The sequence below is a fragment of the Hyphomicrobiales bacterium genome, assembly GCA_016710435.1.
GTDB lineage: Bacteria > Pseudomonadota > Alphaproteobacteria > Rhizobiales > Aestuariivirgaceae > Aestuariivirga.
Map to the genome: position 1 here is coordinate 1 of JADJVV010000018.1, position 16,874 is coordinate 16,874.

11 protein-coding genes and 2 CRISPR repeat arrays are annotated in these 16,874 nt (G+C 64.9%); all 11 genes read left to right on the forward strand.

All coding sequences use genetic code 11. The features are described 5' to 3' along the window. Nucleotides 1-14: 14 nt before the first annotated feature. A CRISPR array of direct repeats spans nucleotides 15-1,023; the repeat unit is 37 nt; unit sequence GTTCCGCTGTACGCCCCTCGCGACAGCGAATAGAAAC. Between the two features lie 708 nt (nucleotides 1,024-1,731). After that, nucleotides 1,732-2,883, forward strand: coding sequence for a hypothetical protein (locus tag IPM06_19425; protein ID MBK8772576.1), 1,152 nt, complete (start codon nucleotides 1,732-1,734; stop codon nucleotides 2,881-2,883). A gap of 136 nt (nucleotides 2,884-3,019) precedes the next feature. After that, nucleotides 3,020-5,104, forward strand: a complete 2,085-nt coding sequence (locus tag IPM06_19430) for a hypothetical protein (protein ID MBK8772577.1) — start codon at nucleotides 3,020-3,022, stop codon at nucleotides 5,102-5,104. Further along, the gene (locus IPM06_19435) at nucleotides 5,101-6,597 is read left to right on the forward strand and encodes a hypothetical protein (GenBank protein MBK8772578.1); all 1,497 of its coding nucleotides are present in this window, start codon (nucleotides 5,101-5,103) and stop codon (nucleotides 6,595-6,597) included. Before IPM06_19430 ends, IPM06_19435 begins: the two co-directional genes overlap by 4 nt. Beyond that, nucleotides 6,594-7,175 (forward strand): hypothetical protein, encoded by a 582-nt coding sequence (locus IPM06_19440; protein MBK8772579.1) that lies wholly within the window; start codon nucleotides 6,594-6,596, stop codon nucleotides 7,173-7,175. The genes IPM06_19435 and IPM06_19440 overlap by 4 nt, the downstream gene beginning before the upstream one ends. A 272-nt stretch (nucleotides 7,176-7,447) precedes the next feature. Further along, on the forward strand, nucleotides 7,448-8,653 hold the full coding sequence (locus tag IPM06_19445; GenBank protein MBK8772580.1) for a hypothetical protein: 1,206 nt from the start codon (nucleotides 7,448-7,450) through the stop codon (nucleotides 8,651-8,653). Beyond that, complete coding sequence (locus IPM06_19450; protein MBK8772581.1) at nucleotides 8,650-9,960, forward strand: hypothetical protein; 1,311 nt, start codon at nucleotides 8,650-8,652, stop codon at nucleotides 9,958-9,960. Before IPM06_19445 ends, IPM06_19450 begins: the two co-directional genes overlap by 4 nt. A gap of 456 nt (nucleotides 9,961-10,416) precedes the next feature. After that, nucleotides 10,417-11,706 (forward strand): hypothetical protein, encoded by a 1,290-nt coding sequence (locus tag IPM06_19455; protein ID MBK8772582.1) that lies wholly within the window; start codon nucleotides 10,417-10,419, stop codon nucleotides 11,704-11,706. Next, a complete protein-coding gene (locus IPM06_19460; protein ID MBK8772583.1) occupies nucleotides 11,706-12,074 on the forward strand; it encodes a hypothetical protein in 369 nt (122 codons plus the stop codon). Before IPM06_19455 ends, IPM06_19460 begins: the two co-directional genes overlap by 1 nt. Next, nucleotides 12,067-12,810, forward strand: coding sequence for a CRISPR system precrRNA processing endoribonuclease RAMP protein Cas6 (cas6, locus tag IPM06_19465; protein MBK8772584.1), 744 nt, complete (start codon nucleotides 12,067-12,069; stop codon nucleotides 12,808-12,810). Before IPM06_19460 ends, cas6 begins: the two co-directional genes overlap by 8 nt. 65 nt (nucleotides 12,811-12,875) lie before the next feature. Next, on the forward strand, nucleotides 12,876-14,486 hold the full coding sequence (gene cas1, locus IPM06_19470; GenBank protein MBK8772585.1) for a CRISPR-associated endonuclease Cas1: 1,611 nt from the start codon (nucleotides 12,876-12,878) through the stop codon (nucleotides 14,484-14,486). Continuing rightward, nucleotides 14,474-14,761, forward strand: a complete 288-nt coding sequence (gene cas2, locus IPM06_19475) for a CRISPR-associated endonuclease Cas2 (GenBank protein MBK8772586.1) — start codon at nucleotides 14,474-14,476, stop codon at nucleotides 14,759-14,761. Before cas1 ends, cas2 begins: the two co-directional genes overlap by 13 nt. 258 nt (nucleotides 14,762-15,019) lie before the next feature. Further along, nucleotides 15,020-16,812: a CRISPR direct-repeat array (repeat unit 37 nt; unit sequence GTTCCGCTGTACGCCCTCCGCGACAGCGAATAGAAAC). The last annotated feature ends 62 nt before the right edge of the window (nucleotides 16,813-16,874 follow it).

Consider the following 16,874-nt stretch of genomic DNA (forward strand, 5'->3'; position numbering starts at 1 on the left):
GATGTAGCGCTGGCGTTCCGCTGTACGCCCCTCGCGACAGCGAATAGAAACGCGCCGCCGCCTCGCCCGTGAGGAGTGCGTGCTGCGTTCCGCTGTACGCCCCTCGCGACAGCGAATAGAAACGGGCACGCTCACTCGTGTCGATGTACACCGCAGAGTTCCGCTGTACGCCCCTCGCGACAGCGAATAGAAACTCGGCGATAACCGCGAAGGCGTTGTTGGTCGCCTCGCAGTTCCGCTGTACGCCCCTCGCGCCAGCGAATAGAAACTTGTGGCTCCAAAAGCCCTCCACCCGCGCCCAACTCAGGTTCCGCTGTACGCCCCTCGCGACAGCGAATAGAAACCGCCTGGCACGCTTCATGTCGCGGTTCGTTGCGAGAACAGTTCCGCTGTACGCCCCTCGCTACAGCGAATAGAAACTGTTCGGTGCGTCACCGAAATTGACGCCCGACGCCATGACGGGTTCCGCTGTACGCCCCTCGCTACAGCGAATAGAAACCCCATGACCGCGTCAGCGCCCCAACCGTCGGTGTCATAGTCGGGTTCCGCTGTACGCCCCTCGCGACAGCGAATAGAAACGGTGTCGATCTCCGACCCTGGGGTGTCAGAGGCGCTACGTTCCGTTGTACGCCTCTCGCGACAGCGAATAGAAACGGGAATCCAAACCTCTTTGCCTTGCTTGACCCGTTCCGCTGTACGCCCCTCGCGACAGCGAATAGAAACGGACGACGACCGTCGGCGGGTTGTACACATCCACGGGTTCCGCTGTACGCCCCTCGCGACAGCGAATAGAAACGACGTGGCGACGTCCAGAAGGGTCTGCAAGTTCCGGGCGCTGTTCCGCTGTACGCCCCTCGCGACAGCAAATAGAAGCTCGTGGGTCCGGTGCCGAGCTGAATCCCGGCTATTGGGCGTTCCGCTGTACGCCCCTCGCGACAGCGAATAGAATCCTTACGGAGCCACCAGACTCCGCTCGTCTGCAAAAGGTGCCGCCGCACGCCCCTCGTGACACGAATCGCGTCGGACAACGGAGGCTTGATCGTGATTCTGACACCAGACACTCAGGCCTCCGCCCCCACGCGACAGCAAACACTTTCCTAAAGGAAATAGATGAGGCCCCCTGCTACGCATTCTGACCATCGACGCGTGTCTCCGTATTGGAGGGTGTTCACCAGGACGACGTCTCCAGTGTGGGTCGCCATCCTCTTGGGCGTTGCTGGCTCCGCCTACGCGCCCTTCTTCTTCGCCAACTACTTTGATGTCCCCATCAAAGATCCGGCGACCGGCCTGGTTTTTGGGGTGCCCTTGGGGCACCTACTCGTAGCCGTCCTAACTCCAGCCGGGGCATTGGCGACGCTGGTCTTTAAGCTCGGGGAACGAAGTGCGCGCGAGCGTGAGCTTGAGCAGAAAGATGAGGAGAACTTCAGTCTGCGACGCGGAGTTGATCGCGAGGGCGTCAACCAAGCTCTGACAGATTTTCACCATTGGGCTCTACTAACTCTCGATCCGAACCACACTCGAGTGGCCTGGCGCATGATCGTCTCTCTAGCCCAGAGTGCTCCCGAGGTCGGGATTCAGGCAGTCGATCTCGCTTGGGAGCGGATATCCGCTCTTCTTCGCGAAGGGTGCCCACTAGGGTGCGAGCAGCGTGACTTTCATATCCATGACGTGGGTCCGTGGCTGCTCGCCGCACCAGTCGACTCCCTGCGCACACTCTTAAGGCTCCCTCGCATGCTCGAACAGGCCCACGAGATGCGCCTTCCCTCAGATCTAATTCCTGTGCGGCTGCCTCAAGTTCTTGACCTCGATCTCGGGCCAGCACATGTCTTGGACCTGGGTCGCCTGATCATGGTTGCGGACCGTGAGTTTGAATTGAGGATCCACGGGGCTCCCGGCGCACAGGTCGTTCTTCCACAGGTTCCACTAGGGACGCGACTTCGTGTCCAGGTTACCGGAAGCGTGAAACTTGAAGGTGCTTCGGTCGATGGAACTCTGCACTTGAGCGCCTTAGGCAGTTGTCCGCCCGAGGAGACTCGCTTTGTAGAGCTTTCAATCAAGGGTGTATCTGATACGGGGACGGTGGCAGTCAGCACTGAGGGGAAGTCCGTGAGTTGGAACGCTTCGTTGGGAGCCGTGGCAGGCACATGTGTTGTAGACCTTCTATCTCCCAGGAGTACGCGCTTCCAACTTGGAGCGGATCTCATTAGAAGTGTCGGCGGAACAATCACGCTGACCGGATCCTTGTTCGACGTTTCCAGTGTAGAGCTGAGGCTGAAGGATGTGGACAGTGACTATTCGCTGGGTTCCTCAGGTTTGGTTATCGAATCGTTAAGCGTTGCAGAGTCGTCGCGCGTAGACATCTTCCACGAACTTGCATCAGCAGGTGCCGCCTATCGGGGTATCGTGGTTGGGGATTCAAGCGTCTTCGCTGCTCATGTGGCGTTTCCTCCGGGAACGATCTCGGGTGAGATCATTGCATCTGACGTTGAGCTCTCTGGCGTGGCGCGCCGAGGGGTTCGTGGACTCGACAGCTCGGCGCCTCGCTTTGAGATTTGCTTTACGTCTGAGAACACGTTTGGGGGCGAGTCTCTTCGGATCCGGAATCTTCGTGCTGAAGGTGGGTGTATTCGAGTGGTCGGTCCGGTGGATGCAGGCTCTGCAGGTATGCCGATTCCGAGCCTCGTGACATTGGATGGAACGGGCGATGGCACGCTCTGGGTCGAGGCCACAGCGCCGGGGCACACCGAGGATGGAAAGGGAGGCAAGAGATCAACCGAAGCCTGTACGGAGGTGCTGTTCGTCGGTGAGCTGGACGCGCTGACGATCGACGAGCAGAGCACCGGGGTGAACCTGGAGCGCACTCGGCGACGTGTGGCCAGCTAGCGGATCGAAGGTCACACTGCAGCCTCGGCGCGTCCCAGCGGAGATCCGGGCAACCCCCGATATGACTCTGTCCGTCAGGTCTCATCAGCGAGCCGGTTCCGGTTGGTGATCCGCAACTTCCCCCGAGGGAGGCGCCATGGCCAAGGATGTCTTTGTCAACCCCTACGCCTTCGTTCCGTTGCCGGGCGCGGTCGTTCGACGTCCAGCCGACGGCCACGGGGGATCTGCACCCCAAGAGGTCTACTCCGGCGTGGTCGACGTCGAGTGGCGCCTTGAGACGCCCCTCTTGCTCCCGGCGGTCGCTGAGGCCGAGGGGTGGGTGCGAAGTGACGGTTCCATCAGCATTCCCGGATCGTCCATCAAGGGGGCCGTCCGCTCCCTTCATGAGGCTGCTTTCAATGGATGCCTTCGCATCATCGACGAGGGTTTCGTTCCGAGTTACCGGGATCCGGCCGGCAAGCCGGATGACGCTGACCTTTGGCGCCTGGGGATCGTCCTCAACAGCGCTGACGGCTACCCCACTCTCGTCCAGATGACGTCCAAGAGATCCGAACGATGGGTGGACGCCACCGAGCTCGCCGCGTCGTGGCCGGAGGGACGCACGCCCACGAACGGCGACATCGTCACAATCGAGGGGCAGTCCAAGACGTCCCCCCTGGGCCGGGAGGAGGTGCCGTCGGTTCGCCACGTGGAGGTTGTGCGACTCCGCTCCGCGCCCTCCGCGGGCGACACATCCACCTTGCCGATCGGGCAGGTCTTCCTTCCCACGGACACTGCTGCTAGGCGCCAGTTCCGGCGTGATCGGACCAAGGCACGTGCGTTGTGGGCAACAGCCACGCTGATCGAAGAGACCGCCACCTACGACCAAGACGACGCTGCGTGCGTGGCAGGCCGTCAGGAATACCGTGATGCCTGCCGGGGCTCTGATGACCGACGTCGCCTGGAGGGGACACAAAAGGACGGCAAGGAGGAGCCCCTGTGGCGGGAGCGCGCCGAACTCAAGCCCGTGACCTGGTGGACGCACCTCGGCACCAAGGATACGGTCGCGCAGCGCATCGCCCAGAGTGGCTTCCTCTTCCGGGGTGATGTCGTCTGGGTCCGAGTCAGCGCTGGCAAGATCACCGGTATCCGCCTGGCTCAACTCTGGCGGCGCCCTGGCAAGGGGGCCGTTGGCCAGCGCATCGGTGACAGTGCCCCTTGTCTGAGCGGGCCGGACCCCGAGCAAGACGCGCTCTGCCTCACCTGCTCGATCTTCGGTGCCGCCGACACTGGGGGCAAGAAGAGCGAACGCGGACAACAGCTTTCGTATGCCGGTCACGTCCGTTTCGGGTCTGCGACCAGTGCCAAGGGCATCGCCCTCAAGGCGGTCGACCTGGCCCCCCTAGGGACGCCCAACCCTGGAAGCGGGATGTTCTACCTCCGGATGCCCGGCGACCCCCGACGCGAAGATCAGAACGACATCGCCAGCCACTGGGGGAGCAAAACCGACACTCCGCCACAGCTCATCGCTGGCCGCAAGTTCTACTGGCATGGCGACCCCGACGCTCAAGCTGCTCACTGGCGCAAGGTGTCGGGTCGGCCTCAGCTACCGCGCTATCAGGCCACCGAAGAGCAACGCCGCGGGAAACTGTCTAGGGCAGCCAAGCTGGTCCCGTCCGGGACGGTCTTCTCCACCCGGATCGCGGTCGACCAACTCAACTCCCTCGCACTTGAATCGCTCTTGGATGCACTGGACCCCACTCGCCTCCTCGCACTCTATCCAGGAGCCGGTCGCCACATCTCAGTTCGCTTGGGCGGTGGCAAGCCCTTCGGGCTGGGTTCTGCTACTCCTCGGATCGTCTCGGTCGACATCCGCAAGACGCGAGACAGGTATGCCGTGGCCGTCACCACGGCGGAGGCATGGACGTCCACCGAAGCCCGCTCACGGGCAGCCAAACTTCACGAGCGGGTAGGCCGATTCGCGGCGAATCTTCCCTATCTGGCCAGGCTGCTTGATCGTGGGGGGTTGGGCGACTCCGAGCCCTACCTCAGCTACCCGCCAGGTGATTCTTGGGACCGGATGGGCAGCAGAGAGTTCCGCGAGAGCTTCGCCTTCTTCCAAGCGAACAATGGCCAGCAGCTCGCCCAGGGGAGACGGCGGCCATGGGCGCCATTGCCGCGCCCACTGCCGGAAACGAACGTCGAGTTGCCCATCGCTCTGCGGCGAGGAGGTGCCCGATGACCGTGTACCTCGGAATTGGCGCTGTGCGGATCCAGACATGGCTGGCGCACACTCCCAAACTGACGCATCTCCGTGGCGCCTCTCAAGCGCTTCGCGAGCACACCGCCAACGCGCGCATCGAAGACTGGCTCAAGAAGACTGGGACCGGCGCAAGCGTCGTGAAGGAAGCCGGTGATGTCGACGGGGTCGTCGCGCTCAAGCTCCAAGGAGCTGTCGACCCGGCGGCCGTGGCCGGGCGCGTCGTGGCCGATCTCCACCACAGACTCCCCGGCGTGCAGTGGGCAGCATGGTGGTGCGAGGCCGAGAACTACCTCAAGGCCATGTGGCGGTCCACCGACCCTGACGACCCTATGCCCCGACTTGAGTTACTGCCCCGGCTTCAGGACAACCCGGTCGCCGAGTCATGCCCCGACTGCCGACGCGAGCCTCTTACCGTCGACAACTCTTCAACAAGCGGCTCAGGAGCTGACTGCACCGCCCGAGACCGCGCGCAGCAGGCCCAGATGGCTGCGGCGAAGCAGGCCGGGGGGCGGTGGGCGGGCATACCTGGCACGTGGCCCGCAGACTTCGACACGCTCGCCGCCAAGGGCGGACTGGCGGATGACACCCAGGGCCCTCAAGCAGTGGGTCGACGCGACTCGCGCAGCCACCTCGCCACGATCGCCGCTGACGGCAACGGCATTGGGGGCCTGGTGAGCGCGATCACCCAGTGCCACGTGCCGCTCGACGGGCTCTACGCCGACACAGTCAAAGTGATCAATGAGGTGATGGAGAACTCTGTCGTTGCTGCCGCCCAGGAGGCAGGCGACCCGGCTGCACTGATCAAGGTCGTGATCCCTCACTACGTTGGCGGAGACGACTGTCTGGTCAGTATCCCAGCGGCAGCCGCCTGGGTCTTCGCCGCGAAGCTGGCAATGCACTTCGATGAGGCGAGAAGGGAACTGCTCACGAGACTCGATGCGGACGTCGCCGAAGCAACCGCCAACCACCCTGGCGCGGCGGAGACCACCGCTGACGTCCGGGCCCGAATCAGCGCCCTCTCATTGGGAGTCGGCATGGTTTTCGCAAACTCATCGCACCCCTTCTCCGAGACCGCAGCGATGGCGCACCGCGCATTGGATCGGGCCAAGCGCGACGCTAGCGGGAGGAGCGCTCGGATCGGTTGGGCCGATCTCACTGCCGAATCCGGCGCTCTTGGAAGGGAATATGACGCCATCTCGACGATCGACGTCGCTACCGTCCTCAGACAACTTGTGCCTGACGCTGGGGGCGTCGGCACCGATGTCTTCGCCCTAAGCCCTTCCGCGCGTTCACAGCTCGGGAGCATCCTGCGCGACACCAGGGTGACGGACCCCGAAGATCAGCAGAAACGAATCCAACGGTGGGCCAAGCGCACAAACTCGACCCTCACCACGACGGGTGTCGATCTCCCGGCGACCTTGTCCCGAGCCCGGTGGTGGCCGGAGACGAACATGGAGGAGAACGACCGATGACGTCCAGCGACGCGGCGCCCCAGCACGGCACCCTAACGTTTTCCATCACCTTCCACTCGCCGTTCCATGTGGGCTCGGGAGTCGCCAGTCGCGGTCTGGATCGGGTGATCGACCGTGAGAACCCGCTACCGGCAACGAGCCTCAAGGGCGTGATGCGAGCAGCCGCGGCCGAAACCCTTTGCTTACCTTCGCAGTTGGTGACTGAGGTCTTCGGTGGTCCAGGAGCAGGCGCGTGCCCTTGGTGGTGGAGCGACGCCCGGCTGATGGAGGACACGCCCTCGATTGACCGTTTGGCCCGAATCCGAGTCGACGAGGCCACCGGGACAGTCCAGCGGGGCTTCCTGATGATGGGCGAAGTGGTGTGGAGCTCCGGGGCCGAATTCACGGTCACTCTCAGCGAAGCTCGCAACGACGAGACGGTCGCCCGACATGAGCTTGTCCTTCGCGCCGCTGCCCGCGCGGTCAGTGGAATCGGCGGGGCGCGCAGACGAGGCGAGGGCTGGGTGACCATCACGGATTCACGGCCGTGGGGCAACGCCGAAAGCACAGCACTTCTCACAATGAAGGCAGCATCATGACGACCCTGCTCCGTTACGAGCTCACGCCTCGTGCTCGACTTTCAGCGGGGCGTTCGGCACAGGTTCTGAACAGCCGCGACATTCACACCGTCATTCCCGGCACTACCGTCCGGGGCGCCCTCGGCTGGACTTGGTGGAGGAGCGCAAGCCATCGTTTTGTTGGCCAGGCTCCCCAGGCGACCTTCGACACCCTCTTCGGCGCGGCTCTGCAGGTGCGGCAAGCCGTCCCGGCGCCCACGTGGGACACGGACAAGCTCGCGCGGCTGGAGCCGATGTCATGGGTGAGGTGCAAATACCCCACCCCGGAATGCCCCGCCACATGGCACGACGAAGTGGTGAGCCCCCGCCGCCAGTGCCCCGTATGCCGTGGGCCGTTGAAGTCAGGACGAGGCTGGAACGTGCCGCAGGAGTGGAGCGTGTCAGCCACCAGAACCGCTTTGGTGGGAGGAGTGGCCGCCGACGAGCAGCTCTACGCACGGCGGGCTCTACGCAACAACGGCATCGCACTCACGGGAACCCTCAGCGTGAAGGAACACCTCATCACGTCCGAAGCGATGGAATGGCTGCTGACCGACAAGGAGATCGGGGTCGGTGGGCAACTCAGCACCATGGGCCGGTGCGCGTGGACCTGCACCAAGGTCGACGAACCTGCGGAGGTCAGTGAAGCTGGCGACTACTCACTGCGTCTCCTGTCGCCCGCAATCCTTGTGGATGAGCTGGGTGCACCGAGCCTGGATCTTGCCCACGCCGTGGAACAGCAGGTCCTGGCCGCGGGAGGGACAGTGACGACCGGAATCCTCAGGACCCGCCCGGTCCCGGTATCAACCTGGCATGGAGTGGCCGGCCTCCCCAAGCCCGAAGATTGGGCCGTCGAAGCCGGTTCCGTTGTGGCGCTGGGCAACATCGACCAGGTAGGCCTCCGGGCCCTGCGGAGCGGCGTGGGCATTCGCCGCCTTGAGGGCTACGGAACGGTCAGCCTCGTGCCGGTCGCAGCACTGCAACGAGACGATGCGCCCGAGTCGCAGGAGCTGACCACCGCACCGACTGTCAAGCGGGAGTCCCCGTCACGCCCAGTCGTCACATTGGCGTCGCAACCGCCCCCGCGGCATACCGAGGCGGTGTCAACGCGACCGTCCGCTGACTCGACGCCAGAGCAGTCCTCGGCACAGCCGTCCGGCACTCCGGAGGACTCGCCGCCGCGCAGCCCCGTGGACCTTGTCCTCGACAACATCCTTGACCCATCGACGCGGCACGCCACTGCCAAGGGGATGCTCGCGCAGGCACGGAACTTCATGCGAATGCGCGACAACGGATTCCCAGAGGCATTCATCCGGGCGAAGGTCGACGAGGTTGACGGCCTGGCGTGGATGCGGGACTTGACCGGGCCAGTCCAACGACAGGTGCGGGACATCCTGAGCAGCGAAAGCCTGGCCACCCACACTGAGGCACTCAAGGGCATCGTGGGGAGCGGATCATGAGCCGGCCAATCACTTTGGTGAAGGTCACCGTGCGCATGACTGGCCGTTGGGCTGTGGGCAAGGTGCCCCTCGATGGCTCCGACGTGGACCTTCCGGTCATGACGGATCCCCGAGCACCGACAGCAGTCGGCAACAGGCCCTTTGTCCCGGGTGGCAGCCTCGCCGGATCGTTGCGGGCGCACTTGGGGGATGACGCGGTCAGCGTGCTCGGCCCCGAGCCACCGGACTGGGAGACGTCTTCCAAGGCCAAGCGAGTGGCGAGTCCGTTGGCGGTGCGTGGAACAGTGGTCCTCGATGGTCTTGAGATCTCAGATCGTCAGTCGACCAGCATTGACCGCGATTCTGGGTCTGCGCGCGGCCAGACGCTCAGGTCAGAGCAGTGGGTGGCTCCAGGTCGCTTCGTCATTGCCATGGACCTGGACACTGCCCCGCCGACAACCCTGGGTGACCAGCTGGCGGCATGGCGCCCTGTCCTCGGCCGGAGTCGCTCGACGGGCTTGGGCGACGGAGTCGTCGAAACGGTCGAAACCCTTGAGCTCGACCTCGACGACCCCGACCACCTCACGTGGTGGCTCACTCGCCGACACGAGTGGTATGCCGCCGCGACTGACACTCCCACCCCCGTGGATCTCGTTCCAGGCGAGGCCGACCGGAACAACGACCGCAATCCCGATTGCCTTGTGGTGGGGTTACGCGTGTCAGAGCCAGTGCGGATCGGGACAGGCGACAACGAAACGCAGCAAGACGGGCACCGGGCTCTGGAGGTGCTGCGGCAGGGACGTCGGGTGCTGGTGCCGGGATCGACCTGGAAGGGCCTCTTCCGCCATCGGGTGGCGACGATCCTCACTCTTGTTGCCGCGGCCGATGAGAAGGCGCACGTGGACACGATGGTCGCGGCGCTCTTCGGATCGCCAAAGACGGGGCGGGGTCGGCTCACCTTCAGTGACTCGCTGGCCCGTGCGGGCGCCCAGGAGATCACCCGGACCCATGTGGCGATCGACAGGTTCACCGGCGGTGTCCGCGACGGTGGCTTGTATCGAGTCAAGGCTCTGGACATTGGCGAAGATCTCAATCTCACCATCCGTGGTGCCGTTGCCGCGCGCGAGGTGACCAACCTCCTCAAGCACGTCCTTCGGGACTTCGATGAGGGCCTCGTCTCACTGGGGGGAATGGGAACTCGAGGCTACGGCCGACTTTCGGTCACCACCTCAGGCCTGTTCGCGGACCTGCAGCCCGTTTCCTTCGCCGCGCTACGGCGGGCGATCACCCCGGATGCGACGAAGGGAGCGCAGAATGCCAGCGCTTAATCCTCTACCCGTTGGCGGGTGGGCATCACTCCAGTCGCTCCCCATGGACGAGTGGCTTTGGCTCGACATGGTGGCACCCGGCATACACCTTGAATCGACTCTGCCCGCAACGCAGCCGGCACAGATCTCCCATGTCTGGGGTTGGTCCAGCGACACGCTGGTGCGAGCCCGCGTTGACCTTGACCTCCCAAGCGGAGTGGCTGGCGCCATCCTTCGACTCGGCCCCAACGCTCCCGGGGAGATGGTCCACGTGCGCACCTCGGCGGGCCGCCGGTGGGCGCCTGGCGACGGACGAGTCCGAGTGGCCTATCCGCCGAACTTGCAGGAGCGGGCGCGCGGTCTGACTCTGTACGAAGTCACCCGAACGACGGTCTCAGCGCGAGGACGATCCTCGATGAGGCCGCTGGACTTCGTTCGCTTGGACCAGGAGTTGGCGACCTACCCCGCCGTCGGCCCATGACCATCCTCACGGATCCTCGATGGACGCCGGGGCGACTGCCTGGGCATCGCGGCGTCGCAGCCAGGATGGCCACGCTGTGGCAACGCCTTTCGGTCTTCGTGCGCACCAGTCAGGGCCGGTGGTTCGACCCTTTGATCGTGGTTGCGGCCACCCTGAGCACTGCGTCAGCTTCCCTGGTGCTGGAGGACGCCCTGCCCCTCAAGGACGAGGACCGCGTCTTCTCGCCTCTGCGGGTGTGGTGGTTGGCAGTGAGCGGTCTCATGCTCGTCGCGCTTGTGTTCCTCCGACAACGTCGCACCCGGACCGCCGGCACCCTCTACTACCTCAGGTATCTGCAGGAGTGGATGTCCGACTGGCGTATCGATGATTTGCAGATCGTCAAACGCAAGTACCTCGATCGTCGAGTCATCGCCGAGTGGTCGCGTGTCGTGCCGAAGGACGGAGTCCTTGAACTCAGCCACGATGTCGCCCACATGTGCGATGAGCTGCAGCGTTCGATGAACGACGATCGGGCCGACACCGCCTTCAACATCGCCCCCAATCTGCTCCTCCCCGTGTCTCTGGCCGTCGGCCAACATCTGTACCAGTGGGACGACCTGACTCTTGAAGAGCTCTTCTCCCCGAAACAGACGCTGTCTTGGCGGCTCGACGACAGCTATGACTACTGGCGCTTCAACACGCCGATCATCCGATGCGAGAGCCTCGCCAATCCCGATGCCAAGACCGTCCTGGTCAAGGCAGACCTCACCGCGGCAGCCGCGACGATCCCCGACGGAGTATTCCGACGTCACTACGAAGTTGCCGTCTTCGCGGAGCGAGTCGGCACCGCGTCGAAAGGCGTTCCACGACCGGTGACGGTGACGACGAGACCGCCCTCGCATGAACCCATCGTTGGCGACGTTCCCGCGCAGACCCCAGCGTTGGTCCACCCGCTGGCCGCAGTGGAGATGGTCCGCAGGGCGATTCGACTGGCACTACATGACAACCCCGGGTGCTTGGTTGTGGTCGCACTGCGAGTGCCCAAGACCGTCGCTCTCGGCATCGGTTGGGCCTTGGCCAACGATTCCTTACCGCCTTACGATCCGCGACCCAGCCGTTGCGGCGTGAAGCGATGCCTTCAACCGTCTTGCCTGCACCCATGGACTCGGCTCGTGCTGGCGAACCACAACCAAGAAGGCACCCCGGGCGATTATCACTGGGCGCGGGTGATCGATGAGCAGCCGAGCGCCGAAGCGATTCGAGAGCATCTGAGTCCGCTGACCGCAATGAAGGGAGCCGACGCGTGATGGCCTCCCTCATCAATCTCACCCCGCACGACGTCACGGTCTTCGACGGCGACACCCCGATCGCGTCCTGGCCAGCGTCCGGCACGTTCGCTCGCATCATGGAAGACGTCGCTGCGCCCGCGCCCATGGACACCGACCAGGGCTTCGTCCCGGTCAGCCAGGTCCGCTACGCCGACACCGTCGACGGGTTGCCGGGGAAGGTGAGCGGCACGGCATACCTCGTCTCGCGCGTCCTGGCAGCGGCGGTGCCACGCGACGACCTCTACTTCCCTCTCGATGAGGTGCGCGACGCGACCGGCCGGATCATCGGCTGCCGCGCACTCGGACAGTTCGACCACAGTCACACGGAGGAGCGTGGCGATGCCTAGTCGTTGGTTCGTGCCCATCCACGGGGTCGACCCGCAGCGGGTTCGGCTTGAGTTCGTCCACGGAGCCTTCTCGGGGTGGTTCGACCGCACCACCGCGGAGCACACGGCTGGTGACAAACCGTATGCCGTGTCGCCGCTCACCAACCACCGCGGTCAGGTGGGTGTCCAGGTGGGACTGCTGAGTGACGTTGCGCACCAACGGTTTATCGACGTGACCAGTGCGCCCACCACCGTGCGCCTCGGAAACCAGATCCGCGAGATCGGGCAGCCTAAGCCGCTGCGACAAGCGACCTGGACAGCGCTGGCCCGTGAGATCACCGACCGCCAATGGACTCTCGACCTCGTGACGCCGACGACGTTCCGGTCCGGGGATCGCTCGTCGCCCCTTCCTGCTGTCGAGACGATCGTCTCGGGGCTGGCGCGCTCGTGGAAGTTGTGGTGCGACCAACCAGACCTCGTTCCACTGCCGACCCCCACCCAGGTGCGATCGCTGTGGATCTCCGATCTCGACCTGACGACCGAGTACGTCGACATGACCATCAACGGCCGCTCGGTCCGCTTCCGCGGCGCCCTCGGCTCGATCACCCTGCGGGCTGACGACGACGACACGGCGCGGTGGGCCGGCCCGCTGCTGAACTACGCGGCATACGCCGGGGTGGGGTCGATGCGCGCGAAGGGTCTGGGCGTCGCAGAGCTGCGGCGCCCGCGCGCAGAGCGCACCCGGCGGTCCGCCTAGCAACGCGCCCCCCGAGAGCGGATCACGACGTAGAGGGCGTCGTCGCCCGCGCCATTCTCGATGCCGTGAACCCGTTTATCGACCCGCACCTGGGCTGCGCGGCATACGCCTATCGGCCGGGCTTGGGCGTTGCGGATGCCGTCGAGGCAGTCGTCGACCTACGCGAAAGCGGTGCCGAGTGGGTCCTTCGGACCGATGTCGACGACTGCTTCCCGACGATCCCGGTCGACTTGGCCCGGCGACGGTTCGGCGCGCTCGTCGCCGACAGTGCGCTTCTCGACGTGCTCGACCTCCTGCTCGCCCGTCCCGCCAACACGGACGGCCGCGGGCGGCGTCATACCGGGCGCGCGATCAGCGGATTGGCGCAAGGGTGCGCGCTGTCGCCGTTGTTGAGCAACCTCGTCCTCGTCGACCTTGACGCTGCCCTGCTGGACCGCGGGCATTCGGTGGTGCGCTATGCGGACGACCTTTGCGTGGGCGCGTCGACTCGCGACGAGGCGTGGGAGGCGGCCCGCTGCGCCAGCACCGCAGTAGAGGAGTTGGGAATGACACTGGGAGCTGACAAGACTCAGGTGATGTCCTTCGCCGAAGGATTCACGTTCCTGGGCGAGGACTTCGGGCCGCGCTACCCGCCGGCGCTCACCGAGGCGCGCGTCGACGAGCCGGATCGCAAGGTCGTGTATGCCGCCGCACAAGGCTCCGGTGTGCGCGTGGCCAAGGGGCGCCTCGTGGTGGAGTCTGCCGATGACATCGAGCTGCTCAGCGTTCCGGTCAGCCAGGTCGGGCGCATCGTCACCTTCGGGGCGGTTGGCGTCAGTGCCGGGACGCGGTCGTGGGCGGTCAAGGCCGATGTCGACATCGTCTTCGCCTCTCGGCGCGGAGCCTATGAAGCGTCCCTGGTGGGCGCGTCCTCCGGGCCGCGCGTGTCGCGGCTGCGACGGCAGGTGGCCGCCTCGGAGCCCGGCTCACCGCAGGCCCTGTCCGTCGCGACTGCCATCGTGGACGCCAAGATCAGCAAGCAGATCATCCTCTTGCGTCGGCTTTGCGACCCGTCCACCGCAGACTCCGCTGCCACCGCGGTGTCGGCGATGGAGGCGCTCATGCGGATGCTGCCGGACTGCCGGACCACCAACGAAGTGATGGGGCTTGAGGGTGCTGCGGCTGCGGCATACTTCCCAGCCTTGGGTGAGCTGATGCCGCCGGACTTGCGCTTCACGACGCGGAGCCGCCAGCCGCCGCTGGACTTGGTCAACTCGGCACTGTCGTTCCTCTACACCATCTTGCTCGGAGAATGCGTCACTGCCCTGTACACCGCGGGCCTCGACCCCGCGTTCGGCCTCCTGCACTCGGACAAGGACCGCCGGCCGAGTCTGGCGCTGGATCTGCAGGAGGAGTTCCGGCCGCTCATCGTCGATCAGGTCGTCGCCGAAGCAGCGCGGCAGGGGCGATTGCGCCCGGAGCACGCCCGCGCCGACGGGGGCGGGATCCTGTTGACCAAGGCGGGTCAGGGCGTGCTGCTGGACGGCTACGAGCGGCGGATGCTGCGTCGCACGCGCGGGGCGCTGACAGACTTCACGGGGACCTGGCGGTGGCACCTGTATCGACAGGCGCAACGGCTCGCGGCCACCATCATGGATCCCGCCCAGCCGTGGACGGGGTTGGCATGGCGCCCGTGACCGTCATTGCGGCGTATGACGTCACCGCGGACCATCGCCGGGCGCGGCTGGCGGCCTTGTTGCAGGCTTACGGCGACCGGGTGCAGCGCTCGGTCTTCCTGGTGCGCGGCGAGGCTGCCGAGCTCGCTGAGCTGCACCGGCGTGCCGAAGCCATGCTCGATCTCGACGAGGACTCGCTCTACTTCTTCGCCCAATGCGCGCCCTGTTGGGACGGTCGGGTCTGCGTCGGCCAGGCGCATTCGCCCGAGCGGGTGCTCTACTGGACCGCATTATGAGTATGCCGCCGCGAGACTCCCGGAACCGCCCGCTTAGGCCGCTGGTCTCCGTCACCCCCTCCACCCCCGATGGCCAGTGAGCTGGGTCACAAGGGGTTGGCGGCTGAGCCGGCCGGAGAGGCCTCGGGTGTGCAAGCCTCTGACCAGCACAAATGCGCTCTGGAGGGGTCCGGCGGAGGGGTCTCCGAAGGCCTCCGAGCGTCGGGTGTGAAAACGGACATCGTTTGTGCTGGTCACAGCCTCGCCGGAGGGGGTAGGGTTCCGCTGTACGCCCTCCGCGACAGCGAATAGAAACAATCCTCTGCCTGCGTGCCCGACGGGCAGTTCAGTTCCGCTGTACGCCCTCCGCGACAGCGAATAGAAACAGTCCCAGCCCATGCACCCACGGCCACGAAGGCCATCACGGTTCCGCTGTACGCCCTCCGCGACAGCGAATAGAAACCGAGTCGAGCATGCTGCACGGCTGGGTAGTGGTGCTGGTTCCGCTGTACGCCCTCCGCGACAGCGAATAGAAACGAGCTGGGTGCGAAGGTTCCGGGCGCTGGTGAGTTCCGCTGTACGCCCTCCGCGACAGCGAATAGAAACTCACAAGGCCACCGGAAAATCCGGCTGCCTTTCGCGTTCCGCTGTACGCCCTCCGCGACAGCGAATAGAAACTATGTCGGGCCGTCCCGACTGGCGAGGGTCCGACCCGTTCCGCTGTACGCCCTCCGCGACAGCGAATAGAAACGCGAAGCCGGCGGCGAAGCCCACGACAACAGGTTCCGCTGTACGCCCTCCGCGACAGCGAATAGAAACGACCGGCTTGAGTTTGAAGCCGTTGATGTCGACGCGTTCCGCTGTACGCCCTCCGCGACAGCGAATAGAAACTCGAAGGAGATTCCAGTTTCCAAACTGCTGTGCTCGTTCCGCTGTACGCCCTCCGCGACAGCGAATAGAAACCCGGTAACCCCGCATCCTTGACAGCCTTCGCGACAGCCCAGTTCCGCTGTACGCCCTCCGCGACAGCGAATAGAAACTTGGCACGCGAGTGGTTCGTGCACTCAGGCGATGCCCAGAGGTTCCGCTGTACGCCCTCCGCGACAGCGAATAGAAACTTGGCACGCGAGTGGTTCGTGCACTCAGGCGATGCCCAGAGGTTCCGCTGTACGCCCTCCGCGACAGCGAATAGAAACGACGGTTGACGCTGCTCGCCACCTCGGCCACGTTCGCCGTTCCGCTGAACGCCCTCCGCGACAGCGAATAGAAACATCAAACCGCGCTCTGAGTCACACTCTGCACAGACCAGTTCCGCTGTACGCCCTCCGCGACAGCGAATAGAAACACACCCGGTGAGGGTGAGGCCGAGAGCTAGGGCGAGCCGTTCCGCTGTACGCCCTCCGCGACAGCGAATAGAAACGCGGCGTCGTGGTCGGTCCGACTGACCATGCCGGCCAGTTCCGCTGTACGCCCTCCGCGACAGCGAATAGAAACCTTCTCGGGCGTGAGGTCACGGAGGATCTCAGTGGTTCCGCTGTACGCCCTCCGCGACAGCGAATAGAAACTGGTCACTGGCGCGACGCGGATCGGCCTTCACCTTGTTCCGCTGTACGCCCTCCGCGACAGCGAATAGAAACACGCCAGCGACGAGGGTCTCGGGGGAGGCGGTCGTTCCGCTGTACGCCCTCCGCGACAGCGAATAGAAACGCCGCCCTCTGCAACGTAGCGGATAATCATTGCGGCCACCGGTTCCGCTGTACGCCCTTCGCGACAGCGAATAGAAACCGAAGTCGATGCCCGGCAGGCGACCATGTGTGGGCAGGGTTCCGCTGTACGCCCTTCGCGACAGCGAATAGAAACCTGGATGCGTGCACTCTGCCCTACTGACAGCGTTCCGCTGTACGCCCTTCGCGACAGCGAATAGAAACACGCCGGTGAGGGTGAAGTCACCCGAGGCGTCCTGTTCCGCTGTACGCCCTTCGCGACAGCGAATAGAAACTCGGTGCAGGCCACGGGGACGGCGTTTCCGTTGGAGGTTCCGCTGTACGCCCTTCGCGACAGCGAATAGAAACGACGACCACGAGGGCTGTCCAGGGCCCTTCGCTGGGGCGGTTCCGCTGTACGCCCTTCGCGA

Excerpts from the sequence above, each read along its gene's own strand:
- IPM06_19425 (MBK8772576.1), top strand. The coding sequence starts at position 1,732 with ATGCTCGAACAGGCCCACGAGATGCGCCTTCCCTCAGATCTAATTCCT.
- IPM06_19430 (MBK8772577.1), top strand. The coding sequence starts at position 3,020 with ATGGCCAAGGATGTCTTTGTCAACCCCTACGCCTTCGTTCCGTTGCCG.
- IPM06_19435 (MBK8772578.1), top strand. The coding sequence starts at position 5,101 with ATGACCGTGTACCTCGGAATTGGCGCTGTGCGGATCCAGACATGGCTG.
- IPM06_19440 (MBK8772579.1), top strand. The coding sequence starts at position 6,594 with ATGACGTCCAGCGACGCGGCGCCCCAGCACGGCACCCTAACGTTTTCC.
- IPM06_19445 (MBK8772580.1), top strand. The coding sequence starts at position 7,448 with ATGTCATGGGTGAGGTGCAAATACCCCACCCCGGAATGCCCCGCCACA.
- IPM06_19450 (MBK8772581.1), top strand. The coding sequence starts at position 8,650 with ATGAGCCGGCCAATCACTTTGGTGAAGGTCACCGTGCGCATGACTGGC.
- IPM06_19455 (MBK8772582.1), top strand. The coding sequence starts at position 10,417 with ATGACCATCCTCACGGATCCTCGATGGACGCCGGGGCGACTGCCTGGG.
- IPM06_19460 (MBK8772583.1), top strand. The coding sequence starts at position 11,706 with ATGGCCTCCCTCATCAATCTCACCCCGCACGACGTCACGGTCTTCGAC.
- cas6 (MBK8772584.1), top strand. The coding sequence starts at position 12,067 with ATGCCTAGTCGTTGGTTCGTGCCCATCCACGGGGTCGACCCGCAGCGG.
- cas2 (MBK8772586.1), top strand. The coding sequence starts at position 14,474 with ATGGCGCCCGTGACCGTCATTGCGGCGTATGACGTCACCGCGGACCAT.